The sequence below is a fragment of the Sphingobium indicum BiD32 genome (assembly GCF_000382885.1).
Lineage (GTDB): Bacteria > Pseudomonadota > Alphaproteobacteria > Sphingomonadales > Sphingomonadaceae > Sphingobium > Sphingobium japonicum_C.
Genome location: NZ_CAVK010000039.1, coordinates 16,512 through 33,708, shown reverse-complemented (window position 1 = coordinate 33,708; position 17,197 = coordinate 16,512). Strand labels below are relative to the sequence as shown.

Below are 17,197 nucleotides of genomic sequence, written 5' to 3'. Positions count from 1 at the left end.
GAAGGAGAGGCAATGACAGGCAAGAGGCGATATCGCGTCATCCAGTGGGCGACCGGCAATGTCGGTTCCCGCGCGCTGCGCACCGTGATCGAGCATCCCGCGCTCGACCTTGTCGGCCTATGGGTCAGTTCCGACGACAAGCGGGGCAAGGATGCGGGCGACCTTGCCGGGTTGGCGCCCTGCGGCGTCATCGCCACGGGATCGATCGATGATCTGGTCGCGATGGACGCCGATTGCGTCCTCTATATGCGGCAGGGCACCGACATCGACGAACTGTGCCGCCTGCTCGCATCGGGCAAGAATGTCGTCACGACCCGTGGCGACTTTCACCACCCGCCCTCAATGGACGCCGCCATGCGCGACCGGATCGAGGCGGCCTGTCGCACCGGCAACAGCTCCATTTACAGCACCGGCTCCAGTCCGGGTTTCGTGACCGAAGCCCTGCCGATCCCGCTGCTCTCCCTTTCGCGTCGGCTCGATTGCCTGACGATCGACGAATATGGCGACGTTTCGAGCCGCAATTCGCCCGATCTCTTGTTCAACATCATGGGTTTCGGTCGCGCGCCCAGTGCTTTCGACCCGCGCCAGCTCGAGCATGTGAAAAGCGACTTTGCCGGATCACTGGCCCAGTTGGCGGATGCGGCGGGGATCGTCATCGATAGCTGGGACGTGGTCGGCGAAATGGGCGCGGCGACCCGCGACATCGTGATTGCGGCGGGCATCATCCCGGCCGGCACGGTCGCCGCCCAGCGCATCACCGTGTCGGGAATGCGAAATGGCAAGCCGGTACTGCGCTTCCGCGCCAACTGGTATTGCAGCCGCGAAATCGACCAGCCCGACTGGCGCCTGCGCGAATCCGGCTGGCGCGTTCGGGTGGAGGGCGACACGCCGGTGGAAGTGGACATCCGCTTCCCGGTCGCGCCGGAAGATTATGCCGCCTTCACCCCCGGCCTGACCGCCCATCGCGCGGTCAATGCTGTTGCAGCAGTGTGCGACGCCCTGCCCGGTATCCGCACCACGGCGGACATGCCACAGGTGATCGCGCAATTATGACTGGCGGCGGGATCAGTATCCCGCCACTAGCGCCTCGCTCACCTGCCACAATCGCGCGGCGGCCGCATCGTCCTGTGCCGCCGCCGAACAGGGCACGGCTTCGCGCATATAATGATAGCCGCCGCTCGACTGGCCCGGTGCCGGATCGCTCGCCAGCCATACCAGCGTCTCTGCCGCTTGCGCCGGGGTCAGCGCCCGGTCGGCGATCGACTCCATATAGGCTTGCATCGCCGCGTCGCAGTGGCTGGCGAAATTGCTCGCCACTATACCGGGGTGCATCGCATGGGCGACGACACCCGTGCCGTCCAGCCGCCGCGCCAGTTCGCGGATGAACAGAATATTGGCCAGTTTGGCATGGCAATAGGCCGCGCCACCGACAAAGCCCTCCGTGAATATAAGGTCGTCCCATACAATCCCGGCACAATGTTCATGGCCGGTGGACGACACCGCCGCCACCCGCACCGAACCGGGTGCCGATTGTGCCGCTGCCGCCAGCAAATTGGGCAGCAATATCTGCGTCAGCAGGAACGGCGCGAGGTGATTGGACGCAAAGGTCGCCTCATGCCCCTCGGCAGTGATGATCCGCTGTGCCATCACCCCGCCCGCATTGTTGAGCAGCGCGTCAATCTCCGGCGCAAGCGCTGCGATTTCGCGCGCCGCCCGCGCGGTTTCCACCAGCAGCGCCATGTCCGCCCGGATCATGGTGAAATCCGCGCCGGGCAGGGCGGTCAGTTCGGCCTCTGCTGCCGCGCAGCGCGCCGGATCGCGCCCGACGCCGATCACCCGCCACCCCTGTTGCAGCAGCGCGCGTGCCGCCTCCTTGCCGACACCCGCACTCGCGCCCGTGACGACAGCGACTTTCACACGGCTCTTCATGTGCGCACGGCCTCCATCTTGCGGGAACCATGTCCCAATGTCAGGAACAGTGCCGCTCCCATGATCGTGACGCAGGCACCGATCATCAGGAAGGGCGCATAACTGCCCCACAGGCGCAGCGTGTAACTCAGCGTCAGCGACCCCAGCGCCGCCCCGCCCGCGATCGACGCGCCGACCAGCCCCATGACCAGACTGAACACACTCAACCCGAAACGTCGCGACACGAGATAGGCCGCGATATCGCCCTCTGCCCCTTGCGCCAGCCCCATCATTGCTACCGACAGCGCCAGCACGATGGTGCTGTCAAAGGGCGACGCCATCAGGATCATGCCGATCGCCGGCATTGATAGGGTCAGCGCCGCAACCAGATGCGGCTCCATCCGGTCTAGCGACAGGCCGCAGGCAAAGCGGCCGACCATCACCCCGATCGCAAAAACGGAAATCAGCCAGGTCGCCGTCTGCGACTGCGCGCCGCTATCCATCAGCACCAGTTTCAACTGCGACGACAGCAGCCCCTGCGGGATATTCACCAATATCATGCCGACGATCAGCACCCAGAAGGCCGGATTGCGCATGATCACGCCATAGCCCCTTTTGGGTTCGACCGGCATGTCCGCGTCCTGATGCACGCCGATATGCGGCGGCGTCATCAGCACGGCGATCAGGCCGAATATCATCGTGACCCCGCCCATCAGCAGATAGCCGTTGCGCCACCCCTCGCTCTCGATGAACCTGCCCAGCAGCGGCGCGATCACCGCACCCACCAGCGGCGGCCCGGTCATCACGATGGAAAAGGCCAGCCCGCGCGCCCGCTCGAACCGCTCCGCCACGATCCTTGTATATACGGGTGATGTGGTCAACGTGCCGACCATGATCTGCAAGACCGCAATGGCAAAGAAGGCGCGAATGCTGCCGGGCTGCATTGCAAAGGCGATATAGGCACTCGGCCCTGCCAGAACGCCCACGGCGGAAACGGCGCGCACGCCGAACCGGTCGGTCAACCGCCCGGTGATCGGCTGCGCGATCAACATCAGCAGCCCGAAACTGCCCAGCAGCGCGAATTGCGATTTTGGCCAACCAAATTCGGCGATCAGCTTGGGCGCAAACAGGCCCATCGTATAGGCGGACAGGCCTATGCCGAACCCCAGTCCCATGGTCGCGGCAAGCAACGGACGCCAATGCGTCCGCAATTCGCCCCAATAGGCCGATCCCATCCTCATCTCCTGTTATGATGCCATGCTTCTCAGGCTGTTCAGGCGCAGACTGGCTGCCATGTCGGGCCGCGCCAGGCAAATCGCCCCCGCGCTATCATGGTCACGCGGCATGCCAGCCGGATCATTGCCGCCCGTCTGGCCGCCAGAGCGATATGTCGCCTGCCCGCCTTGTGCGGCGATGCGCCTTCGGGCGATCATGGCCGTAACAGGCATAAGAGGAGCGGACATGGCAGGCTGCCTTGCAGGAAAGGTCGCGCTGGTGACCGGTGCGTCATCGGGCATAGGCGAGGCGGCTGCACTGGCTCTGGCGGGTGCCGGGGCAGCGGTAGCGCTGTCAGCGCGGCGCGTCGATCGCCTCCGCGCACTGGTCGATCATATTCACGCAGCAGGCGGTAAGGCAATCGCGCTGCCCGGCGACGCCGCGGTCGAGGCGGAGGCGACCCGTGCCGTCATCGACACCATCGATCAGCTTGGCCGCATCGACATCCTCGTCAATTCCGCCGGCGTCATCCAGGCCGGCGGGGTTGAAAGCCTGTCGCTCGACGAATGGCGCCGCGTGATCGACATCAATCTGTTTGGCACGCTCTACACCTGCAAGGCGGCGATCGGCCCAATGAAGACCCAGGGCGGCGGCGACATCATCAACATCTCCTCCACCGCCGGACGGCGCGCGGCGGGGCTGTTTGGTCCCTATTCGACCAGCAAGTTCGGCCTCACCGGCCTGACCGAAAGCCTGCGTCAGGAAGTGGGTGGGGCGGGCATCCGGGTGTCGATCGTGGAGCCGGGGGCGACCGCCACCGAAGTCGCAGGCGGCATCAGCGATCCGGCGATGCGCGCGGCGATGACCGACCATGTCGGCAAGGACACAGCGATGCAGCCAGACGACATCGCGCAAGCGATCCTTTTCATCACCTCATTGCCCGCGCGGGCGAACGTGTCGCAAATCCTGATCCGCCCGACCGCCGACACGGCGGCGATGTAGGCCGACCCCGACAGATTAAGAGGCGAGGAAATATATGGCCGACATCGAACCACGCCCGCCCGCGCTGTCAGAGGCGCTGCCGAGCATGGCCTACCGGTCCTGGTTTCTCTTCATCATGGTCCTGGTGTCGGCGTCCGTGCAGGGCGAACGCTATCTGATGGTGGTGATGGTCGAACCGATCCGCCGCGAACTGGGTCTGTCGGATGCTGCAATCGGCATGGTCAAGGACATGATCATCGCCATCGTCTATATATTGGCGATCATCCCGCTGGCGCGGCTGGCTGATCGCTGGTCGAAGCGCAAGATCGTCGCAATCGCCGCCACCGTCTGGAGCGCGGCGATCATCGTCTGCGGCGCGGCCAAAAGCTTCTGGGTGCTGCTGATCGGTCGGGCTGGCATTGGCCTTGGCGAAGGCGGCTTTACACCGCCATCCCAGGCATGGATCGCCGACCTTTTTCCTATCCGCCAGCGGGCGACGGCGCTGTCGATCTTCCTGCTCGGCGCGTCGCTCGGCACCTTCCTTGGTCCGGCGGTGGGCGGCTGGGCGGTGCAGGAATATGGCTGGCGCAACACGCTGATCTTCGCCAGCATCCCCGGCTTCATCCTCGCTCCCATTGTCTGGTTCACCCTGCGCGATACCCGCGCGGGTCTTGCCGATGGTGCACCTGCTGCGAAGGGACCGGCCATCTCCTTCCTTCAGACCGCCCGCGAACTCATGGCGATTCGCACGCTGCCCCCGCTGATCCTTGCTGCCTCGCTCAACGCCTTGCTGACCATGGGCTTTATCAGCTGGGCACCCGCCTTCATGGAGCGGACCCATGGAATGCCCGCCAATGAAGCTGGGTTGCAAATGGGCGGCGCGCTCTTCTTCGGGTCAGCGATCGGCCATACGGTCGGCGGGCCGCTGGCCGACTTCCTGGGCCGTCGCGACATGCGCTGGTATGTCTGGATACTGATGATCAGCGGCGCGATGGCCACCGGCATTGGCTGGCTGATCCTGACCGGCTCTGCCGACCGTGTATTCCCGCTTTATGGTCTCAACATGCTGATCGGTGGCCTGTCTGCCGCGCCGCTGATGGCGGTGGTGGCAGGCCTCGTCCCGTCGCGCTCCCGTGCGACCGCCATCGCCGTGCTGATGGTATCGATCCAGGTCATCGGCCTTGGCGGTGGGCCAGTGCTGGTTGGCTGGCTCAGCGATATATTGCGCCCCATCTATGGCGAGGATTCGCTGGGCATGGCGATGCGCTGGGCGTTGCTGGTGGGCGTCCCCAGCACCATCCTGGCCTGGATCGCCAGCCACTCCTGCCGCACCGATTTCGCGGCGGCCGGTGGCTGGAACGGTGCGGCGATCAACCATGCGATACATTGAGAGGGACACGCGATGCCAGCCTATATGATCTTCACCCGCGAAGGCCCGGTCACCGATCAGGCGGCGATGGACGCCTATAGCGGCATGAACCGCAGCCATGCCGGGCGTTTCGTGGCCGATTATGGGTTGAAACCCCTTACCGTCTATGGCGCACTCGAAACGCTGGAAGGGGAGGGGCCGGAAGGTATCGTCATCCTGGAGTTCCCGGACGCAGACAAGGCGCGGGCCTGGTATAACAGCCCGGAATATCAGCAATCCGCGCTGTTGCGGCAGAAGGGGGCACCGTATCGCGCGTTGCTGGTCGAAGGACTCTAGGATCATGAAAGCGCATCTCATCACCCTATGCCTCGTCTCAATCGCACTCCCCTGCATGGCGGCCCAACCCCAGGCGGCGGCGCCCGGCATGTCGCGGCTCGGCACGGGCTATCTCAAGAACGGGCCGCTGCCGGACAATGTCGCCCCGCCGCCACCCGCACCCGGCTCCGCCGCGCAGGCCCGCGATGATGAAGGGGCGAAAGCCGCGCTTGCGTTGCAGGGCGGCCCGCGCTGGACATTGGCGACCGCCGACGCCGATCTGTTGGGTCCCAAGGCAACCGCGACCTTCTCCTGCACGCTGGGCGTTGCGATCGGGCCTGACACGACGCCCCGGCTCGATCGGCTGCTGCGCCGGACCCTTGCCGATTTCGGCATGTCCACCAGCGCGATCAAGCATCGCTACGCCCGCCCCCGCCCGTTCATGGTCAACGGCCAGCCGACCTGCACTCCCGACTGGGAACCGATGCTGCGCAAGGACGGCTCCTATCCGTCCGGCCACAGCGCCATCGGCTATGGCTGGGGGCTGATCCTGGCTCAGTTGCACCCCGATCTCGCCCCGGCGCTGGTCGCGCGCGGCCGCGCTTTTGGCGACAGCCGCCGCGTCTGCAATGCCCATTGGCTCAGCGATACCGAGGAGGGCCGTCTTGCCGCCACGGTCGTATTCGCCCGGCTCAACGCCGATCCGGCATTCCAGAAAGACATGAAGGCCGCGCGCAAGGATATCGCCCGCGCCAAGGCCAGACCCACCGGCTGCGACGCTGAAGCCGCCGCGCTGACCCAAGGAGTACCCCAACCATGACCGACATCAAACCCCGCATCCTCCCGCTGCCGCGCACGGAATGGACCGACGATGCGCGTGAGGTGTTTTCCTATTGGGGCGAGCCAAATTCCTGGGAAGAAGGCTCTAAAACCAATGTGTTAATGGTTATGGCCAACCATCCTGGTCTGGGCAAGGTCTATAATATCTGGGGCAAGCATCTGCTTATGTCCAACTCACTGTCGACCAGGCATCTGGAACTGCTGATCCTGCGCGTCGCCTGGTTGGTGAAGTCCGCCTATGAATGGCATAATCATGTCGGCTACGCACTGAACGCCGGCCTGACCCTAGAGGATATCGCCGCGATCCGCGACTATCCAGCGGGCGGCAATTGGGACGAGGCCGATGATGCTGTGCTGCGCTCGGTCGGTGAACTCATGGCCGACGGCACGATCAGCGACGCCAACTGGGCGGTGCTGGGCCGCCATTTCACCAAGCAGCAGCAGATGGATCTGGTTTTCTCCATCGGCCATTATGTCATGACCAGCTGGGCGCTCTCCTCCTTCGGCGTCGGGATCGAGGGTGGCGCGGACCCGATCGGTTTCGACCTCAGGACGGCATCGGGCAAAACCCCCGGCAAGACGTACAAGCCCGGCGAGACCGAGGACTGGACCGACAGTCGCGGTTACTGATCTCCGGGGCTATCGCGGCAACGATATTGGCCGGATCATCGCCCCTGCGCATTGCCGCACCGTCGCCGGAGCGGGCATGACGGATGCCAAGAGATTTTCGCATTTGCATGAGGGAATAAGACCATGGCGACCGACATATTGCTGCCCAAGATCGGCTTTTCGATGACCGAGGCCCAGATTGCGGAATGGCTGGCCGAAGATGGCGCGCAGGTCGAAGAGGGCCAGCCGCTCTATCTGCTCGAAGCCGACAAGTCGGCCAACGAGGTGGAATCGCCTGCCAGCGGCACGCTGCGCATCATCGCCCAGCCCGGCGAAACCTATGAGGTCGGCACGGTCCTCGGCACGATCGAATGAGACCGCTGCGCGTCGGCATCGTCAGCGCCGCTTGGGGAGCTTTTGCCCATCTGCCCGCCTGGCGCGCCATTCCCGGTGTCGAGGTCACCGCGATCTGCACTTCGCGCGAAGAAACCGCCCGCGCCGCCGCCGAACGGCTGAACCTGCCGCGCGCCTTCTGGAACGTGGCCGAAATGTGCGCCGACCCGGATATCGATATCGTCGATCTGGGCACCCGGCCCAGCGTCCGCCTGCCGATGGTGCTGGCCGCGCTCGCCAATGGCAAACATGTCTACAATGCCAGCCCCCACGCCGCCGACTGGACCGGGGCCAAGGCGATTGACGCCGCATGGTGTGCCGGGACCAGCATTGGCGTGGTCGATGCCTTCGCGCAGTGGCTGCCAGCCCATGCCCAAATGAAGGCGATGCTCGACGCCGATTTTATCGGCAGACCATTGGGCGGCACCTGCCATTTCAACCTGTCGTTGTTCAACAGTCCAAACAAGCAATTCCCCTATAACTGGTTCGCACAAAGTGGGCAGGGGGTCTCGGCCGTCCGCAATAATGGCAGCCACGCGCTCTACATGCTGCGCCATCTGTTCGGTCCGGTCGCCGAACTGGTCGCCGACAACAGCCAGATATTGCGCGAATGGCGCTTTCCTGATGGCGACAGCATCACGCCCGAAACCACCGATTTCGCCAACGTCATCCTGCGCTTTGCCAGCGGCCTGACGATGCAGATGCAGATTAGCTGGAGCATGACGCTGCACGACGGCTGGCTGATCGATGTCTTTGGTGACAAGGGGCGGCTGGTCGCCTCTTCGCCAACCTTCCCGACGGCCCGCGACTGCATTCTGCGCGGCGGCCAACTGGGGGGCGACCTGCAAGAGGTCGCGATTTCCGACAGCTACAAAAGCACTCCCGGCATTGCGCTCGACTGGCAAAGCGAGCCCCAGCCCAGCTACCCCATGGCGCTGTCGATGCACGCCATGGTCGAAGCGATCCATGGACGCGGCCAAGGCACGCCCGATTTCGCCCAAGCGCTGGAGGTCGAACGCTTGCAGGAAGCGATCCGCCTGTCCAGCCAAACCCGTCATTGGGTGCGGTTGGCCGACATTAGCTGACGCCATAACCATATATCCGTTCGCTCGACACGAACGGATCTTTCTACAGTCCAGTAAATCTTGGCGCGCGCTTTTCCTTGAGCGCCGCAATCCCCTCGCGGTGATCCGCGCTGCGGACGCTGAGCGCCTCATAAGCGATTCCTGCCTCCATCACCGCGCTGGCGATCCGCTTCAGCTCCATATTGGTCAATATCTTCGTCCAGCGGATCGCATTGGGCGCACCCGTCAGCAGCTTGCCGCAAAAGGCGTCGACCGCGCTGTCCAGTTCCTCCGGCGCGACGCAATGGTTGATCAAACCGATTTCCGCCGCCTTGCGCGCAGGCAGCAACTCGCCGGTCAGCAGATATTCCTTCGCCCTGGCCAGCCCGATCCGCTGCGCCCAGATGAGCGCGCCGCCATCCCCCGCGACCAGTCCGATGCCGACATGCGGATCGCCGATCTTCGCCCCCTCGGCGGCAAAGATCACGTCGCACAGCAGCGCGATCGACGCCCCCAATCCCACCGCATGACCATTCATCCGGCACACAACCGGCTTTTCAATGTCCAGCATCGCAAAGACGATCCGCTTGGCCTGCCGCGCCTCATGGTCGAACAGATGCGGATTGGCTGCATTATGCTCCATATGCGCAATGTCGCCGCCAGCGGAAAAAGCGCGCCCCGCCCCGGTCAGCAGGATGACGTCGGAATCAGGGTCGGTCGCTGCAAAAGTCAGCGCTTCGGGCAATTCGTCGTGCAGGGTCAGGTTCACCGCGTTCATCGCATCGGGCCGGTTCAGCGTCACGACCAGCAGCCGCTCGCGCCGTTCAAGCAAGATGGTCTGGAACAGGGGCAATGGCTGGCTCATGCGCGGGTCTCCTTGACCCTCCCTTATCACGCTCCATGTCCCTGCCAACGTCGCCACAGCGATAAGCGCTGTTGGTCTGCCCATGCGGACTGCCATTCGCCGTCATCGCGCTATAGCCTGTTTCAAGATACAAGGGAGAGCAGAGCATGGCCGGGTTTGACGAGACGTTCGACTGGGTGGTCGTGGGCAGCGGCGCGGGGTCGATGATTTCCGCGCTGGTCATGCGTCAGGCTGACAAGTCGGTCGTCATCCTCGAAAAAACAGCCTGGGCCGGTGGCACGACGGCCAAGTCGGGCGGCGTCATGTGGATTCCGGCCAACCGCTTCATGCTCGCCGACGGGGAACAGGACAGCGCCGATGCGGCCATGACCTATCTCGATGCGCTACAGGAACTGGACGGTAATCCGGCCCCGGGCACTTCGCGCGAAAAGCGCCTGGCCTATGTGACCCAGGCACCCCTTGCCATCGACTTTCTGGTCGACAAGGGCGTAGCGCTGCAACGCGGCGCGACCTTCTGGCCGGACTATTATGATGAACTGCCGGGCGGCTGCAAAACGTCCCGCACTGTCGTCGCCAAGCCGTTCGATCGCAAGGAACTGGGGTCGCGGCGCGACATGCTGCGCAAGGGCTTCGCCGAATTCAACGTAACCCTTGTCGAGGGAATGGAGGCGCAGGGCCATCGGCGGACCAACAAGGCGTCCGGCAAGATGCTGGGGCGGATCGTCCTGCGCACCCTGCGAGATCTGGTGCTGGGCCGCAAATATACCACGGCGGGCGGTGCGTTGCAGGGACGACTGCTCAAGGCCGGTCTTGCGGCGGGCGTGGACCTGCGGTTGAACGCGCCGGTTAGCGAACTGGTAATCGAAGATGGAACAGCCACCGGCGTCGTGACGATGCGCGATGGTAAGCCATGGCGGATCGGCGCGCGACTGGGTGTTCTCGTCAATGCCGGGGGCTTTGCCCAAAATCAGGCGATGCGCGACACTTATATGCCCGGTACTCAGGCGCAATGGTCGCAGACCGCCGAGGGCGATACCGGAGAGATGCACCGAGAATTGGAGCGGATCGGCGGCCAGCTGGCGCAGATGGACCAGCTTGTAGGCTACCAGATGACGCTCGCGCCGGGCTGGGACAAGACTTATGTCGCACCCGGCGCCCAATCGATGACCGGCAAGCCGCACGCGATCCTGGTCGATCAGACCGGCCAGCGCTATATGAATGAAGGTGGCAGTTACGAACTCTATTGCGAAAATATGCGCAAACGGAACATCGTCGCCCCGTCCGTTCCAAGCTGGGCCATCCTCGACCGCCATTATGTCGAACTTTATGCGATCGCGGGCAAATTCATTGATAAGAAGATCCCGGAAAACTGGATCGAAAGCGGCTATCTCCACACCGCTGACACGATCGAGGGACTGGCCGGGCGTATCGATGTCGATCCCGCCGCGCTGGCGGCGACCGTGGCGCGCTGGAACGGGCATGTGGCCAAGGGCATGGACGAGGATTTCCACCGGGGTGAGCGCGCCTATGACAATTGCGGTTTCGTCGGCGATCCCTTCTCCGAACGCAGCGCTATCGGCGCGATCGACAAGGCGCCTTTCTACGCCGTTCCGGTCGTGCCGGGCGACGTCAGCACCTATGGCGGCGTCATTACCGACGCCAAGGGCCGCGTCGTCACCGCCGACGGAAACGTGATCGCAGGCCTCTACGCCACTGGGGTCACAACCGCATCCGTGATGGGCAATGTTTATCCCGGCGCGGGGGCGAGCATCGGCCCGTCCCTGACGTTCGGCTATATCGCCGCGCGTCATGCGGCTGGATTGGATAACCAGCTTTAGCCGATAGGTTTGGGTGAGCGATCGTTCCGAAAACCTGTCAGGTGCGACAAAGGGCATGAAAATCGGCCTAAACGTCCCGCTAAGCCTAAGATTGCGGTACGTGACATATGGACCAGCGCCTCAGCCTTGGTTATGCGGGCAAGGCAATAACCCCTAAGAAAGGCATTTTATGAACAATAGCGATCTGGCCGACGGCGTTGCCTCGGCACATGGCATCACCAAGGCGGATGCCCGCAAGATTGTCGACGGTGTTTTTGCTGCCATCGCCGATGCCGCCGCCAAGGGCGAAGAAGTGTCGCTGAACGGCTTTGGCAAGTTCAAGGTGAAGGATTCGCCGGCGCGCGAAGGCCGCAACCCCTCGACCGGTGCGACCATTCAGATCGCCGCGTCCAAGAAGCTGGGCTTCACGCCGGCCAAGGCGGTCAAGGACAAGCTGAACGGCTGATTGGCCAAACCGGCGTCGCCCTTCAGGACGACGCCGGTTGCCTATGTTATCGGGATGCCGGACGATCTGGCCCCAAAATCTTCGACCGCACCGAGCGCAAGGTCGACATCAAGCAGAGACCGGGTATCGATTTTCAGGCGGTATCCGCCTGAACGGCTCAGGCCGCCAGACCCAGCGCGCGCAACAGCGCAGCGGAATCCGGCTGGCGACCACGGAAAGCAACGAAATTGTCGATCGCCGGGCGCGATCCGCCCCGCGCCAGCACATGATCGCGAAACAGGCCGCCCAGCGCTGCGCGATCCGCCTTCTCTTCAGCGAAGGCCTCGAAGGCATCGGCGGACAGGCGTTCGGCCCACAAATAGCTGTAGTAGCCCGCCGCATAGCCGCCTGCGAAAATATGGCTGAAACTGTGCGAGAAGCGGTGCCATGCCGGGGGATGGATCACCGCCACATCCTGCCGCACGGCAGCGACGATCTCCTGCACCGATGGACCATCCTCCTGTGCTGCCGACTGGTGGAGGCGCAGGTCGAACAGGGCAAATTCGACCTGGCGCAGCAGCGCCACCGCACCCATGAACCGCCGCGCCGCGAGCATCCGTCCGATCATCGCCTCGTCCAGAGGCAACCCGCTTTCCTCATGCGCGGATACACGCCGCAGCATGGCGGGTTCCCAGGCGAAATTCTCCATGAACTGGCTCGGCAATTCCACCGCATCCCACTCGACGCCGGATATGCCACCGACCGAGGGCACATCGACCTGCGTCAGCAGATGGTGGAGGCAGTGGCCCATTTCATGGAAGAGCGTCACCATTTCCTGATGGGTCAAATGCGCGGGACGATCCGCGCTGCCGCTGGCGAAATTGCAGACCAGATAGGCGATGGGCATTTGCACGGCGTCGGCCTCGCGCAGGCGTGGGCGGCACACATCCATCCACGCCCCGCCGCGCTTGCCCGCACGGGCGAACAGATCGCAATAGAGCGCGGCGACCGGCGCGCCGTCGGCACCATGGACAGTGTAATAACGCACATCCTCATGCCAGACCGGCGCACCATCGGCTGGGCGGATGTCCACCCCGTAAAGCTCGGCAACCAGCGCGAACAGGCCATCCAGGATTCGTGTTAGCGGCAGATGGGCGCGGATTTCCGCCTCGTCCAGCGCATGGACCGCGCGCCGCATCCGCTCCGTCGCATAGGCGATATCCCATGGTTCGAGCGTGTCGATGCCCAGTGTCGCCTGCGCGAACGCGGCCAGCTCGGCCAACTCCCGCTCGGCTTGCGGGCGCGCGCGCCGGGCAAGGTCGACCAGAAACGCATCGACTTCCTCGCCATCGCGGGCCATTTTGGTGGAGAGCGACAAGGCGACGGGATCAGCAAAGCCCAGCAGTCCTGCCGCCGCCTGCCGCAGCGCCAGCAATTGCGTGATCCGGTCGCTATTGTCGAACTGGCCGGCATGCGGGCCCTGATCGGACGCGCGGGTGCCATAGGCTTCATATACGGTGCGCCGCAGGTCGCGATCGTCGGCAAAGCCGGTTATCGCCCGCACCGACGGCGCATGAAGGTCGATCAGCCAGCCGTCCAGACCCCTGGCTTCTGCCGCGCGGGCCATGGCACCCCGGTCGCTGTCCGGCACACCCGCCAGCCTGGCAGGGTCGGTGACATGCAGCGTCCAGGCTTCGGTCGCGTCCATAACGGCATTGGCAAACTCGGTGGCCAGCCGTCCCTGCGCAACGCTGTTGGCGGCAAAGGTCTCCCGCTCTACGCCATCCAGCCCGACCCCGGACAGCTCAAACCCCTGCAAGGTCAGCGCCAGCGCGCGCGCCTCCGCCTCGCCCAGCCCGTCGCGGGGGATGGCGACCAGCGCGTCATAGAGCGCCCGATCCTGCCCGACTTCGGCAAAATAGCTGTCGATCATCGGCTGCACTTCGCCATGCACCGCGCGCAGTTCCGGCGTGTTCGCGACCCCGACCAGATGCGAGACGGTCTGCCACACGCGCGAAAGGGCCGCGTCGGCGCGATCCTTCGCCAGGAAAATCGCGTCATATCCCTTTGCCTCGGCGCATCGCCGCATCGCTACGCGATGCTGTGCAATGGCCGTTTCGACGGCGGGCAGGATATGGTCGGGCCGGATGTCACCAAAGCGCGGGTGAAGGCCGGAATCGAGCAGGGGGTTCGTCTGTATCATGACGCTTCCTTACACAGGGCAATATCCCCTGTCTGCCCGCATCCATCCGCTTGATTGCGGGCAGTCACGCCTTTTGGGGATGGATGCTAACGGGATCGAGCGCATGCGGGGCTGGTCCATGCTCCTCAAATCCTCTCCTCCACGCCGGCAGCAAGCGCCTGTTGCACGACCTTGCGCCAGCGTCGCAGCGATACTGCCCGATCCGCGTCGGCGGCAGGGGTAAAAGATCGTGTCTCGCGCGACAGCTGGTCAAGCGCGGCCAGATCGGGCCAAAGGCCGACGGTTATCCCGGCCAGAAAGGCCGCACCCAGCGCCGTGCTTTCATGACTGGCGGGGCGTTCGACAGGCAACCCCATCATGTCGGCCAGAAATTGCGCAAACCAGTCGTTGGTCGCCATGCCGCCGTCGATGCGCAGCATGGCGGGCGGGGCGATGTCTTCGCCCGCCATTGCCTCTACCAGGTCGCAGGTCTGGAACGCGACTGCCTCCAGCGCGGCGCGGACGATATGCGCCGGGCCGGTATCGAGCGTTAGCCCGGTGATCGACGCGCGCACATCGGTCCGCCAGCGCGGCGCGCCCAGCCCGACAAAGGCCGGGATCAGGTGAACGCCATGATCGGCGGGAACCGATGCGGCGAGATGCGCGCTATCCTCCGCGCTGTCAATGATGCCCATCGTATCGCGCAGCCACTTGATTGCCGCACCCGCAATGAAGATTGAGCCTTCCATCGCATAGGCGCGCTCCTGCCCGATGCGATAGCCAATGGTCGTCAGCAGTCGCTTGTCCGACAGGGTCGGCATGGTGCCGATGTTGGACAGCAGGAAACAGCCGGTGCCATAGGTCGATTTAATCTGCCCCGGCGCAAAGCAGCGCTGACCGATCAGCGCGGCCTGCTGGTCCCCCGCCATGCCCGCAATCGGGATGGCACGGCCAACAATCGCAGGGTCGGTGGTGCCGAAGATATGCGCGTTGGCGTGGACGTCGGGCAGCAATGCGCGGGGAATCGCGAACAGGCGGAGCAGATCGTCATCCCATTGCTCGGTCACGATATTGTATAGAAGGGTCCGGCTGGCGTTGGTGAGGTCGGTCGCATGGATCCGCCCCCCGGTCAGTCGCCAGAGCAGGAAGCTGTCCACCGTCCCGGCGGCGAGTTCGCCTCGTTCGGCGCGTGCCCGCGCGTCAGGAATCGTGTCGAGCAGCCAGCCCAGCTTGGTCGCGGAAAAATAGGGGTCGAGCAGCAGGCCGGTCCTGGCCCGGACCATTGGCTCCATGCCCTCGGCCAGCAGCGCGGCGCAGCGGTCGGCGGTGCGGCGGTCCTGCCAGACGATCGCATTATGAAGCGTTTTTCCGGTCGCGCGGTCCCACAGCAGGATCGTCTCACGCTGGTTGGCTATGCCGATCGCGGCGACATCATGGGTCAGCACATCGCGCAGCGTCGCCAGCGCGCCTTGCCAGATATGCTCCGGGTCTTGCTCGACCCAGCCGGGTCGGGGATAATGCTGCGGCAAGTCGCGGCTGGCGCTCGCCTCTATTGCCGCCGCCGCGTCGAAGCGGATCGCGCGGGTGGAGGTGGTGCCCTGGTCGATCGCGACGATGCTCATGCCACTGCCTCGTGGATATAGTGATCCAGCCGCTCGATCTGTGCAGGGTTAAGATAATAGCCCAATTTGGTCCGCCGCCAGATGATGTCGTGGGCACTGCGCGCCCATTCATAGTCGATCAGGTAATCGACCTCCTGCGCCCGCAACCCGGCACCAAAGTCCGCGCCGAGGTTATCGGGCGTGCGGGCGTCGCCCAGAACGGCGCCGATGCGGCTACCATAAGCGTGGGCCATGCGCCGGGCGACGGGTTCTTCGAGGAAAGGCCAACGCGCGCGGACATCTGCCAAAAATGCCCCGAAATCGGTGAATTCGCCGCCAGGCAACGGACGCTCGCGCGTGTCACCGCCTCCTATCCCCAGCCGATCCAAGGCCGCCTGCGCCAGATGCCGTGCGGTGGTGATCTTGCCCCCGAACACGCTGAGCAATGCCGCGCCATTCCGATCCAACTCCAGCCTATAATCGCGGCTGACCGCTTTAGCCGCTTCGGTCCCGTCATCTATCAGGGGACGGATGCCGCCATAGCTGCCGACGATCGCCTCGTCCCGCAGCGGCGTGCGCAGATAAAGATTGGCAGCGTCCAGCAGATAGGCGACTTCCGTGGGCGCAATCTGTGTATCGGTCGGGTCCTTCACCGTGACTTCGGTGGTGCCGATCAGGGTGAAATCGTCCAGATAGGGGATCGCAAAGACGATCCGGCCGTCAGGTTGTTGGAGCAGCCATGCATGGTTTCCCGACAGGCACCGCTTTACGACGATATGACTGCCGCGCACCAACCGGATATGGCTGCCGTCAGTCTGTCCCAACTGACCGTGCAGCACCTGCTCCGCCCATGGCCCGGCCGCATTGACGATGGTTCGAGCCGAGACCTGATGCGCGCCTGCTGCGTCGCGCAGCGTCACGGTCCACTGGTCCGCCTGCCGCTGCGCCGATTCCAGCCGGGTGCGGGTACTGATTTTCGCGCCTGATTCCGCCGCGTCCACCGCGTTCAGCACCACCAGCCGGGCATCATCGACCCAGCCGTCCCAATAGCTGAACCCCCGCCCACCATTCTGCACCAGCGCCGGATCGTCCAGCCGGATGCCGCGCGAGCGGGGAAGGCTGCCACCCAGAGCGAACAGGTCATATAGCCATAGCCCCATCCGCACGATCGGCCAGGGCCGCATGCTTGGCATATGGGGCAGGCGAAACTCCAGCGGCCAGACGATGTGCGGCGCTGTGCGCAACATGATCGCGCGTTCGGCCAGCGCCTCGTGCACCAGCTTATACTCATAATATTCCAGATAGCGCAGCCCGCCATGCATCAGCTTGGTGGAGGTGGATGATGTCCCCTGCGCCAGATCGCCCTGCTCGACCAGCAGTATGCGCTGGCCCGCGACGGCGGCGGCTCTGGCAATGGCAGTGCCGTTCACACCGCCGCCGACGATAAGAAGGTCGTACGGCTCAGGCATGGATGGGACGGGCCTCATCGTCATCCGTCCGGTTCGGCGTCAACCCTGTGCCCATGGTGATGCAACTCTCCCTCTCTTACGGCGGCGCGATCGTCCGTCCGCTTCTTGCCATAGACTATGTTTG

At 64.3% G+C, this 17,197-nt stretch carries 17 protein-coding genes; 10 read left to right on the top strand and 7 right to left on the bottom strand.

Going from position 1 to position 17,197, the window contains the following annotated elements; translation table 11 throughout:
- The first annotated feature begins 12 nt into the window (after nt 1–12).
- The gene (locus EBBID32_RS03640; protein ID WP_006950862.1) at nt 13–1,053 is read left to right on the top strand and encodes an NAD(P)H-dependent amine dehydrogenase family protein; all 1,041 of its coding nucleotides are present in this window, start codon (nt 13–15) and stop codon (nt 1,051–1,053) included.
- A 12-nt stretch (nt 1,054–1,065) separates the two neighbouring features.
- Here the strand turns inward: EBBID32_RS03640 and EBBID32_RS03635 are convergent, their stop codons facing one another.
- The 3 genes from EBBID32_RS03635 to EBBID32_RS03625 are packed head-to-tail and all read right to left on the bottom strand — an operon-like array spanning nt 1,066 to nt 3,371.
- Nucleotides 1,066–1,929 (bottom strand): SDR family NAD(P)-dependent oxidoreductase, encoded by an 864-nt coding sequence (locus tag EBBID32_RS03635; RefSeq protein WP_006950860.1) that lies wholly within the window; start codon nt 1,927–1,929, stop codon nt 1,066–1,068.
- Nucleotides 1,926–3,143 (bottom strand): MFS transporter, encoded by a 1,218-nt coding sequence (locus EBBID32_RS03630; protein WP_006950858.1) that lies wholly within the window; start codon nt 3,141–3,143, stop codon nt 1,926–1,928. Before EBBID32_RS03630 ends, EBBID32_RS03635 begins: the two co-directional genes overlap by 4 nt.
- Nucleotides 3,144–3,155: 12 nt before the next feature.
- Nucleotides 3,156–3,371, bottom strand: a complete 216-nt coding sequence (locus EBBID32_RS03625; RefSeq protein WP_156022452.1) for a hypothetical protein — start codon at nt 3,369–3,371, stop codon at nt 3,156–3,158.
- Here EBBID32_RS03625 and EBBID32_RS03620 point away from each other — a divergent pair.
- The 7 genes from EBBID32_RS03620 to EBBID32_RS03590 all read left to right on the top strand — a co-directional run bounded on the left by EBBID32_RS03620 (nt 3,370) and on the right by EBBID32_RS03590 (nt 8,715).
- Nucleotides 3,370–4,125 carry an SDR family oxidoreductase gene (locus EBBID32_RS03620; protein ID WP_006950856.1) on the top strand — a complete coding sequence of 252 codons (756 nt, stop codon included), beginning with the start codon at nt 3,370–3,372 and terminating at the stop codon, nt 4,123–4,125. The genes EBBID32_RS03625 and EBBID32_RS03620 overlap by 2 nt on opposite strands.
- Nucleotides 4,126–4,159: 34 nt before the next feature.
- Entirely contained in the window at nt 4,160–5,494 is a 1,335-nt protein-coding gene (locus tag EBBID32_RS03615; protein ID WP_006950855.1) for an MFS transporter, read from the top strand.
- A gap of 12 nt (nt 5,495–5,506) precedes the next feature.
- Nucleotides 5,507–5,809 (top strand): DUF1330 domain-containing protein, encoded by a 303-nt coding sequence (locus tag EBBID32_RS03610; RefSeq protein ID WP_006950854.1) that lies wholly within the window; start codon nt 5,507–5,509, stop codon nt 5,807–5,809.
- A 4-nt stretch (nt 5,810–5,813) separates the two neighbouring features.
- Entirely contained in the window at nt 5,814–6,608 is a 795-nt protein-coding gene (locus EBBID32_RS03605) for an acid phosphatase (RefSeq protein WP_006950853.1), read from the top strand.
- The gene (locus EBBID32_RS03600; protein ID WP_006950850.1) at nt 6,605–7,258 is read left to right on the top strand and encodes a carboxymuconolactone decarboxylase family protein; all 654 of its coding nucleotides are present in this window, start codon (nt 6,605–6,607) and stop codon (nt 7,256–7,258) included. Before EBBID32_RS03605 ends, EBBID32_RS03600 begins: the two co-directional genes overlap by 4 nt.
- Before the next feature lie 123 nt (nt 7,259–7,381).
- Nucleotides 7,382–7,612 carry a biotin/lipoyl-containing protein gene (locus EBBID32_RS03595; RefSeq protein WP_006950849.1) on the top strand — a complete coding sequence of 77 codons (231 nt, stop codon included), beginning with the start codon at nt 7,382–7,384 and terminating at the stop codon, nt 7,610–7,612.
- Nucleotides 7,609–8,715: a Gfo/Idh/MocA family protein gene (locus tag EBBID32_RS03590; protein WP_006950847.1), complete on the top strand. Its 1,107-nt coding sequence runs from the start codon at nt 7,609–7,611 to the stop codon at nt 8,713–8,715. Before EBBID32_RS03595 ends, EBBID32_RS03590 begins: the two co-directional genes overlap by 4 nt.
- Before the next feature lie 43 nt (nt 8,716–8,758).
- Here EBBID32_RS03590 and EBBID32_RS03585 read toward each other — a convergent pair whose 3' ends face one another.
- The gene (locus EBBID32_RS03585; RefSeq protein ID WP_006950845.1) at nt 8,759–9,559 is read right to left on the bottom strand and encodes an enoyl-CoA hydratase/isomerase family protein; all 801 of its coding nucleotides are present in this window, start codon (nt 9,557–9,559) and stop codon (nt 8,759–8,761) included.
- 146 nt (nt 9,560–9,705) lie between these two features.
- Here EBBID32_RS03585 and EBBID32_RS03580 point away from each other — a divergent pair, with 146 nt between their 5' ends.
- Together EBBID32_RS03580 and EBBID32_RS03575 are read left to right on the top strand one after the other, a co-directional pair.
- Nucleotides 9,706–11,397, top strand: coding sequence for an FAD-binding protein (locus EBBID32_RS03580; RefSeq protein ID WP_006950842.1), 1,692 nt, complete (start codon nt 9,706–9,708; stop codon nt 11,395–11,397).
- 169 nt (nt 11,398–11,566) lie between these two features.
- A complete protein-coding gene (locus tag EBBID32_RS03575; RefSeq protein ID WP_006950838.1) occupies nt 11,567–11,842 on the top strand; it encodes an HU family DNA-binding protein in 276 nt (91 codons plus the stop codon).
- A gap of 157 nt (nt 11,843–11,999) precedes the next feature.
- On the opposite strand, the gene EBBID32_RS03570 is transcribed toward EBBID32_RS03575, so the two are convergent.
- The 3 genes from EBBID32_RS03570 to glpD all read right to left on the bottom strand — a co-directional run bounded on the left by EBBID32_RS03570 (nt 12,000) and on the right by glpD (nt 17,073).
- Nucleotides 12,000–14,024: a M3 family metallopeptidase gene (locus EBBID32_RS03570; RefSeq protein WP_006950836.1), complete on the bottom strand. Its 2,025-nt coding sequence runs from the start codon at nt 14,022–14,024 to the stop codon at nt 12,000–12,002.
- 125 nt (nt 14,025–14,149) lie between these two features.
- Nucleotides 14,150–15,625: a glycerol kinase GlpK gene (gene glpK / locus EBBID32_RS03565; RefSeq protein ID WP_006950834.1), complete on the bottom strand. Its 1,476-nt coding sequence runs from the start codon at nt 15,623–15,625 to the stop codon at nt 14,150–14,152.
- Nucleotides 15,622–17,073: a glycerol-3-phosphate dehydrogenase gene (gene glpD, locus EBBID32_RS03560; RefSeq protein WP_037488577.1), complete on the bottom strand. Its 1,452-nt coding sequence runs from the start codon at nt 17,071–17,073 to the stop codon at nt 15,622–15,624. The genes glpK and glpD overlap by 4 nt, the downstream gene beginning before the upstream one ends.
- Nucleotides 17,074–17,197 lie beyond the last annotated feature (124 nt).

Excerpts from the sequence above, each read along its gene's own strand:
- EBBID32_RS03640 (WP_006950862.1), top strand. The coding sequence starts at position 13 with ATGACAGGCAAGAGGCGATATCGCGTCATCCAGTGGGCGACCGGCAAT.
- EBBID32_RS03635 (WP_006950860.1), bottom strand. The coding sequence starts at position 1,929 with ATGAAGAGCCGTGTGAAAGTCGCTGTCGTCACGGGCGCGAGTGCGGGT.
- EBBID32_RS03630 (WP_006950858.1), bottom strand. The coding sequence starts at position 3,143 with ATGGGATCGGCCTATTGGGGCGAATTGCGGACGCATTGGCGTCCGTTG.
- EBBID32_RS03620 (WP_006950856.1), top strand. The coding sequence starts at position 3,370 with ATGGCAGGCTGCCTTGCAGGAAAGGTCGCGCTGGTGACCGGTGCGTCA.
- EBBID32_RS03625 (WP_156022452.1), bottom strand. The coding sequence starts at position 3,371 with ATGTCCGCTCCTCTTATGCCTGTTACGGCCATGATCGCCCGAAGGCGC.
- EBBID32_RS03615 (WP_006950855.1), top strand. The coding sequence starts at position 4,160 with ATGGCCGACATCGAACCACGCCCGCCCGCGCTGTCAGAGGCGCTGCCG.
- EBBID32_RS03610 (WP_006950854.1), top strand. The coding sequence starts at position 5,507 with ATGCCAGCCTATATGATCTTCACCCGCGAAGGCCCGGTCACCGATCAG.
- EBBID32_RS03605 (WP_006950853.1), top strand. The coding sequence starts at position 5,814 with ATGAAAGCGCATCTCATCACCCTATGCCTCGTCTCAATCGCACTCCCC.
- EBBID32_RS03600 (WP_006950850.1), top strand. The coding sequence starts at position 6,605 with ATGACCGACATCAAACCCCGCATCCTCCCGCTGCCGCGCACGGAATGG.
- EBBID32_RS03595 (WP_006950849.1), top strand. The coding sequence starts at position 7,382 with ATGGCGACCGACATATTGCTGCCCAAGATCGGCTTTTCGATGACCGAG.
- EBBID32_RS03590 (WP_006950847.1), top strand. The coding sequence starts at position 7,609 with ATGAGACCGCTGCGCGTCGGCATCGTCAGCGCCGCTTGGGGAGCTTTT.
- EBBID32_RS03585 (WP_006950845.1), bottom strand. The coding sequence starts at position 9,559 with ATGAGCCAGCCATTGCCCCTGTTCCAGACCATCTTGCTTGAACGGCGC.
- EBBID32_RS03580 (WP_006950842.1), top strand. The coding sequence starts at position 9,706 with ATGGCCGGGTTTGACGAGACGTTCGACTGGGTGGTCGTGGGCAGCGGC.
- EBBID32_RS03575 (WP_006950838.1), top strand. The coding sequence starts at position 11,567 with ATGAACAATAGCGATCTGGCCGACGGCGTTGCCTCGGCACATGGCATC.
- EBBID32_RS03570 (WP_006950836.1), bottom strand. The coding sequence starts at position 14,024 with ATGATACAGACGAACCCCCTGCTCGATTCCGGCCTTCACCCGCGCTTT.
- glpK (WP_006950834.1), bottom strand. The coding sequence starts at position 15,625 with ATGAGCATCGTCGCGATCGACCAGGGCACCACCTCCACCCGCGCGATC.
- glpD (WP_037488577.1), bottom strand. The coding sequence starts at position 17,073 with ATGCCTGAGCCGTACGACCTTCTTATCGTCGGCGGCGGTGTGAACGGC.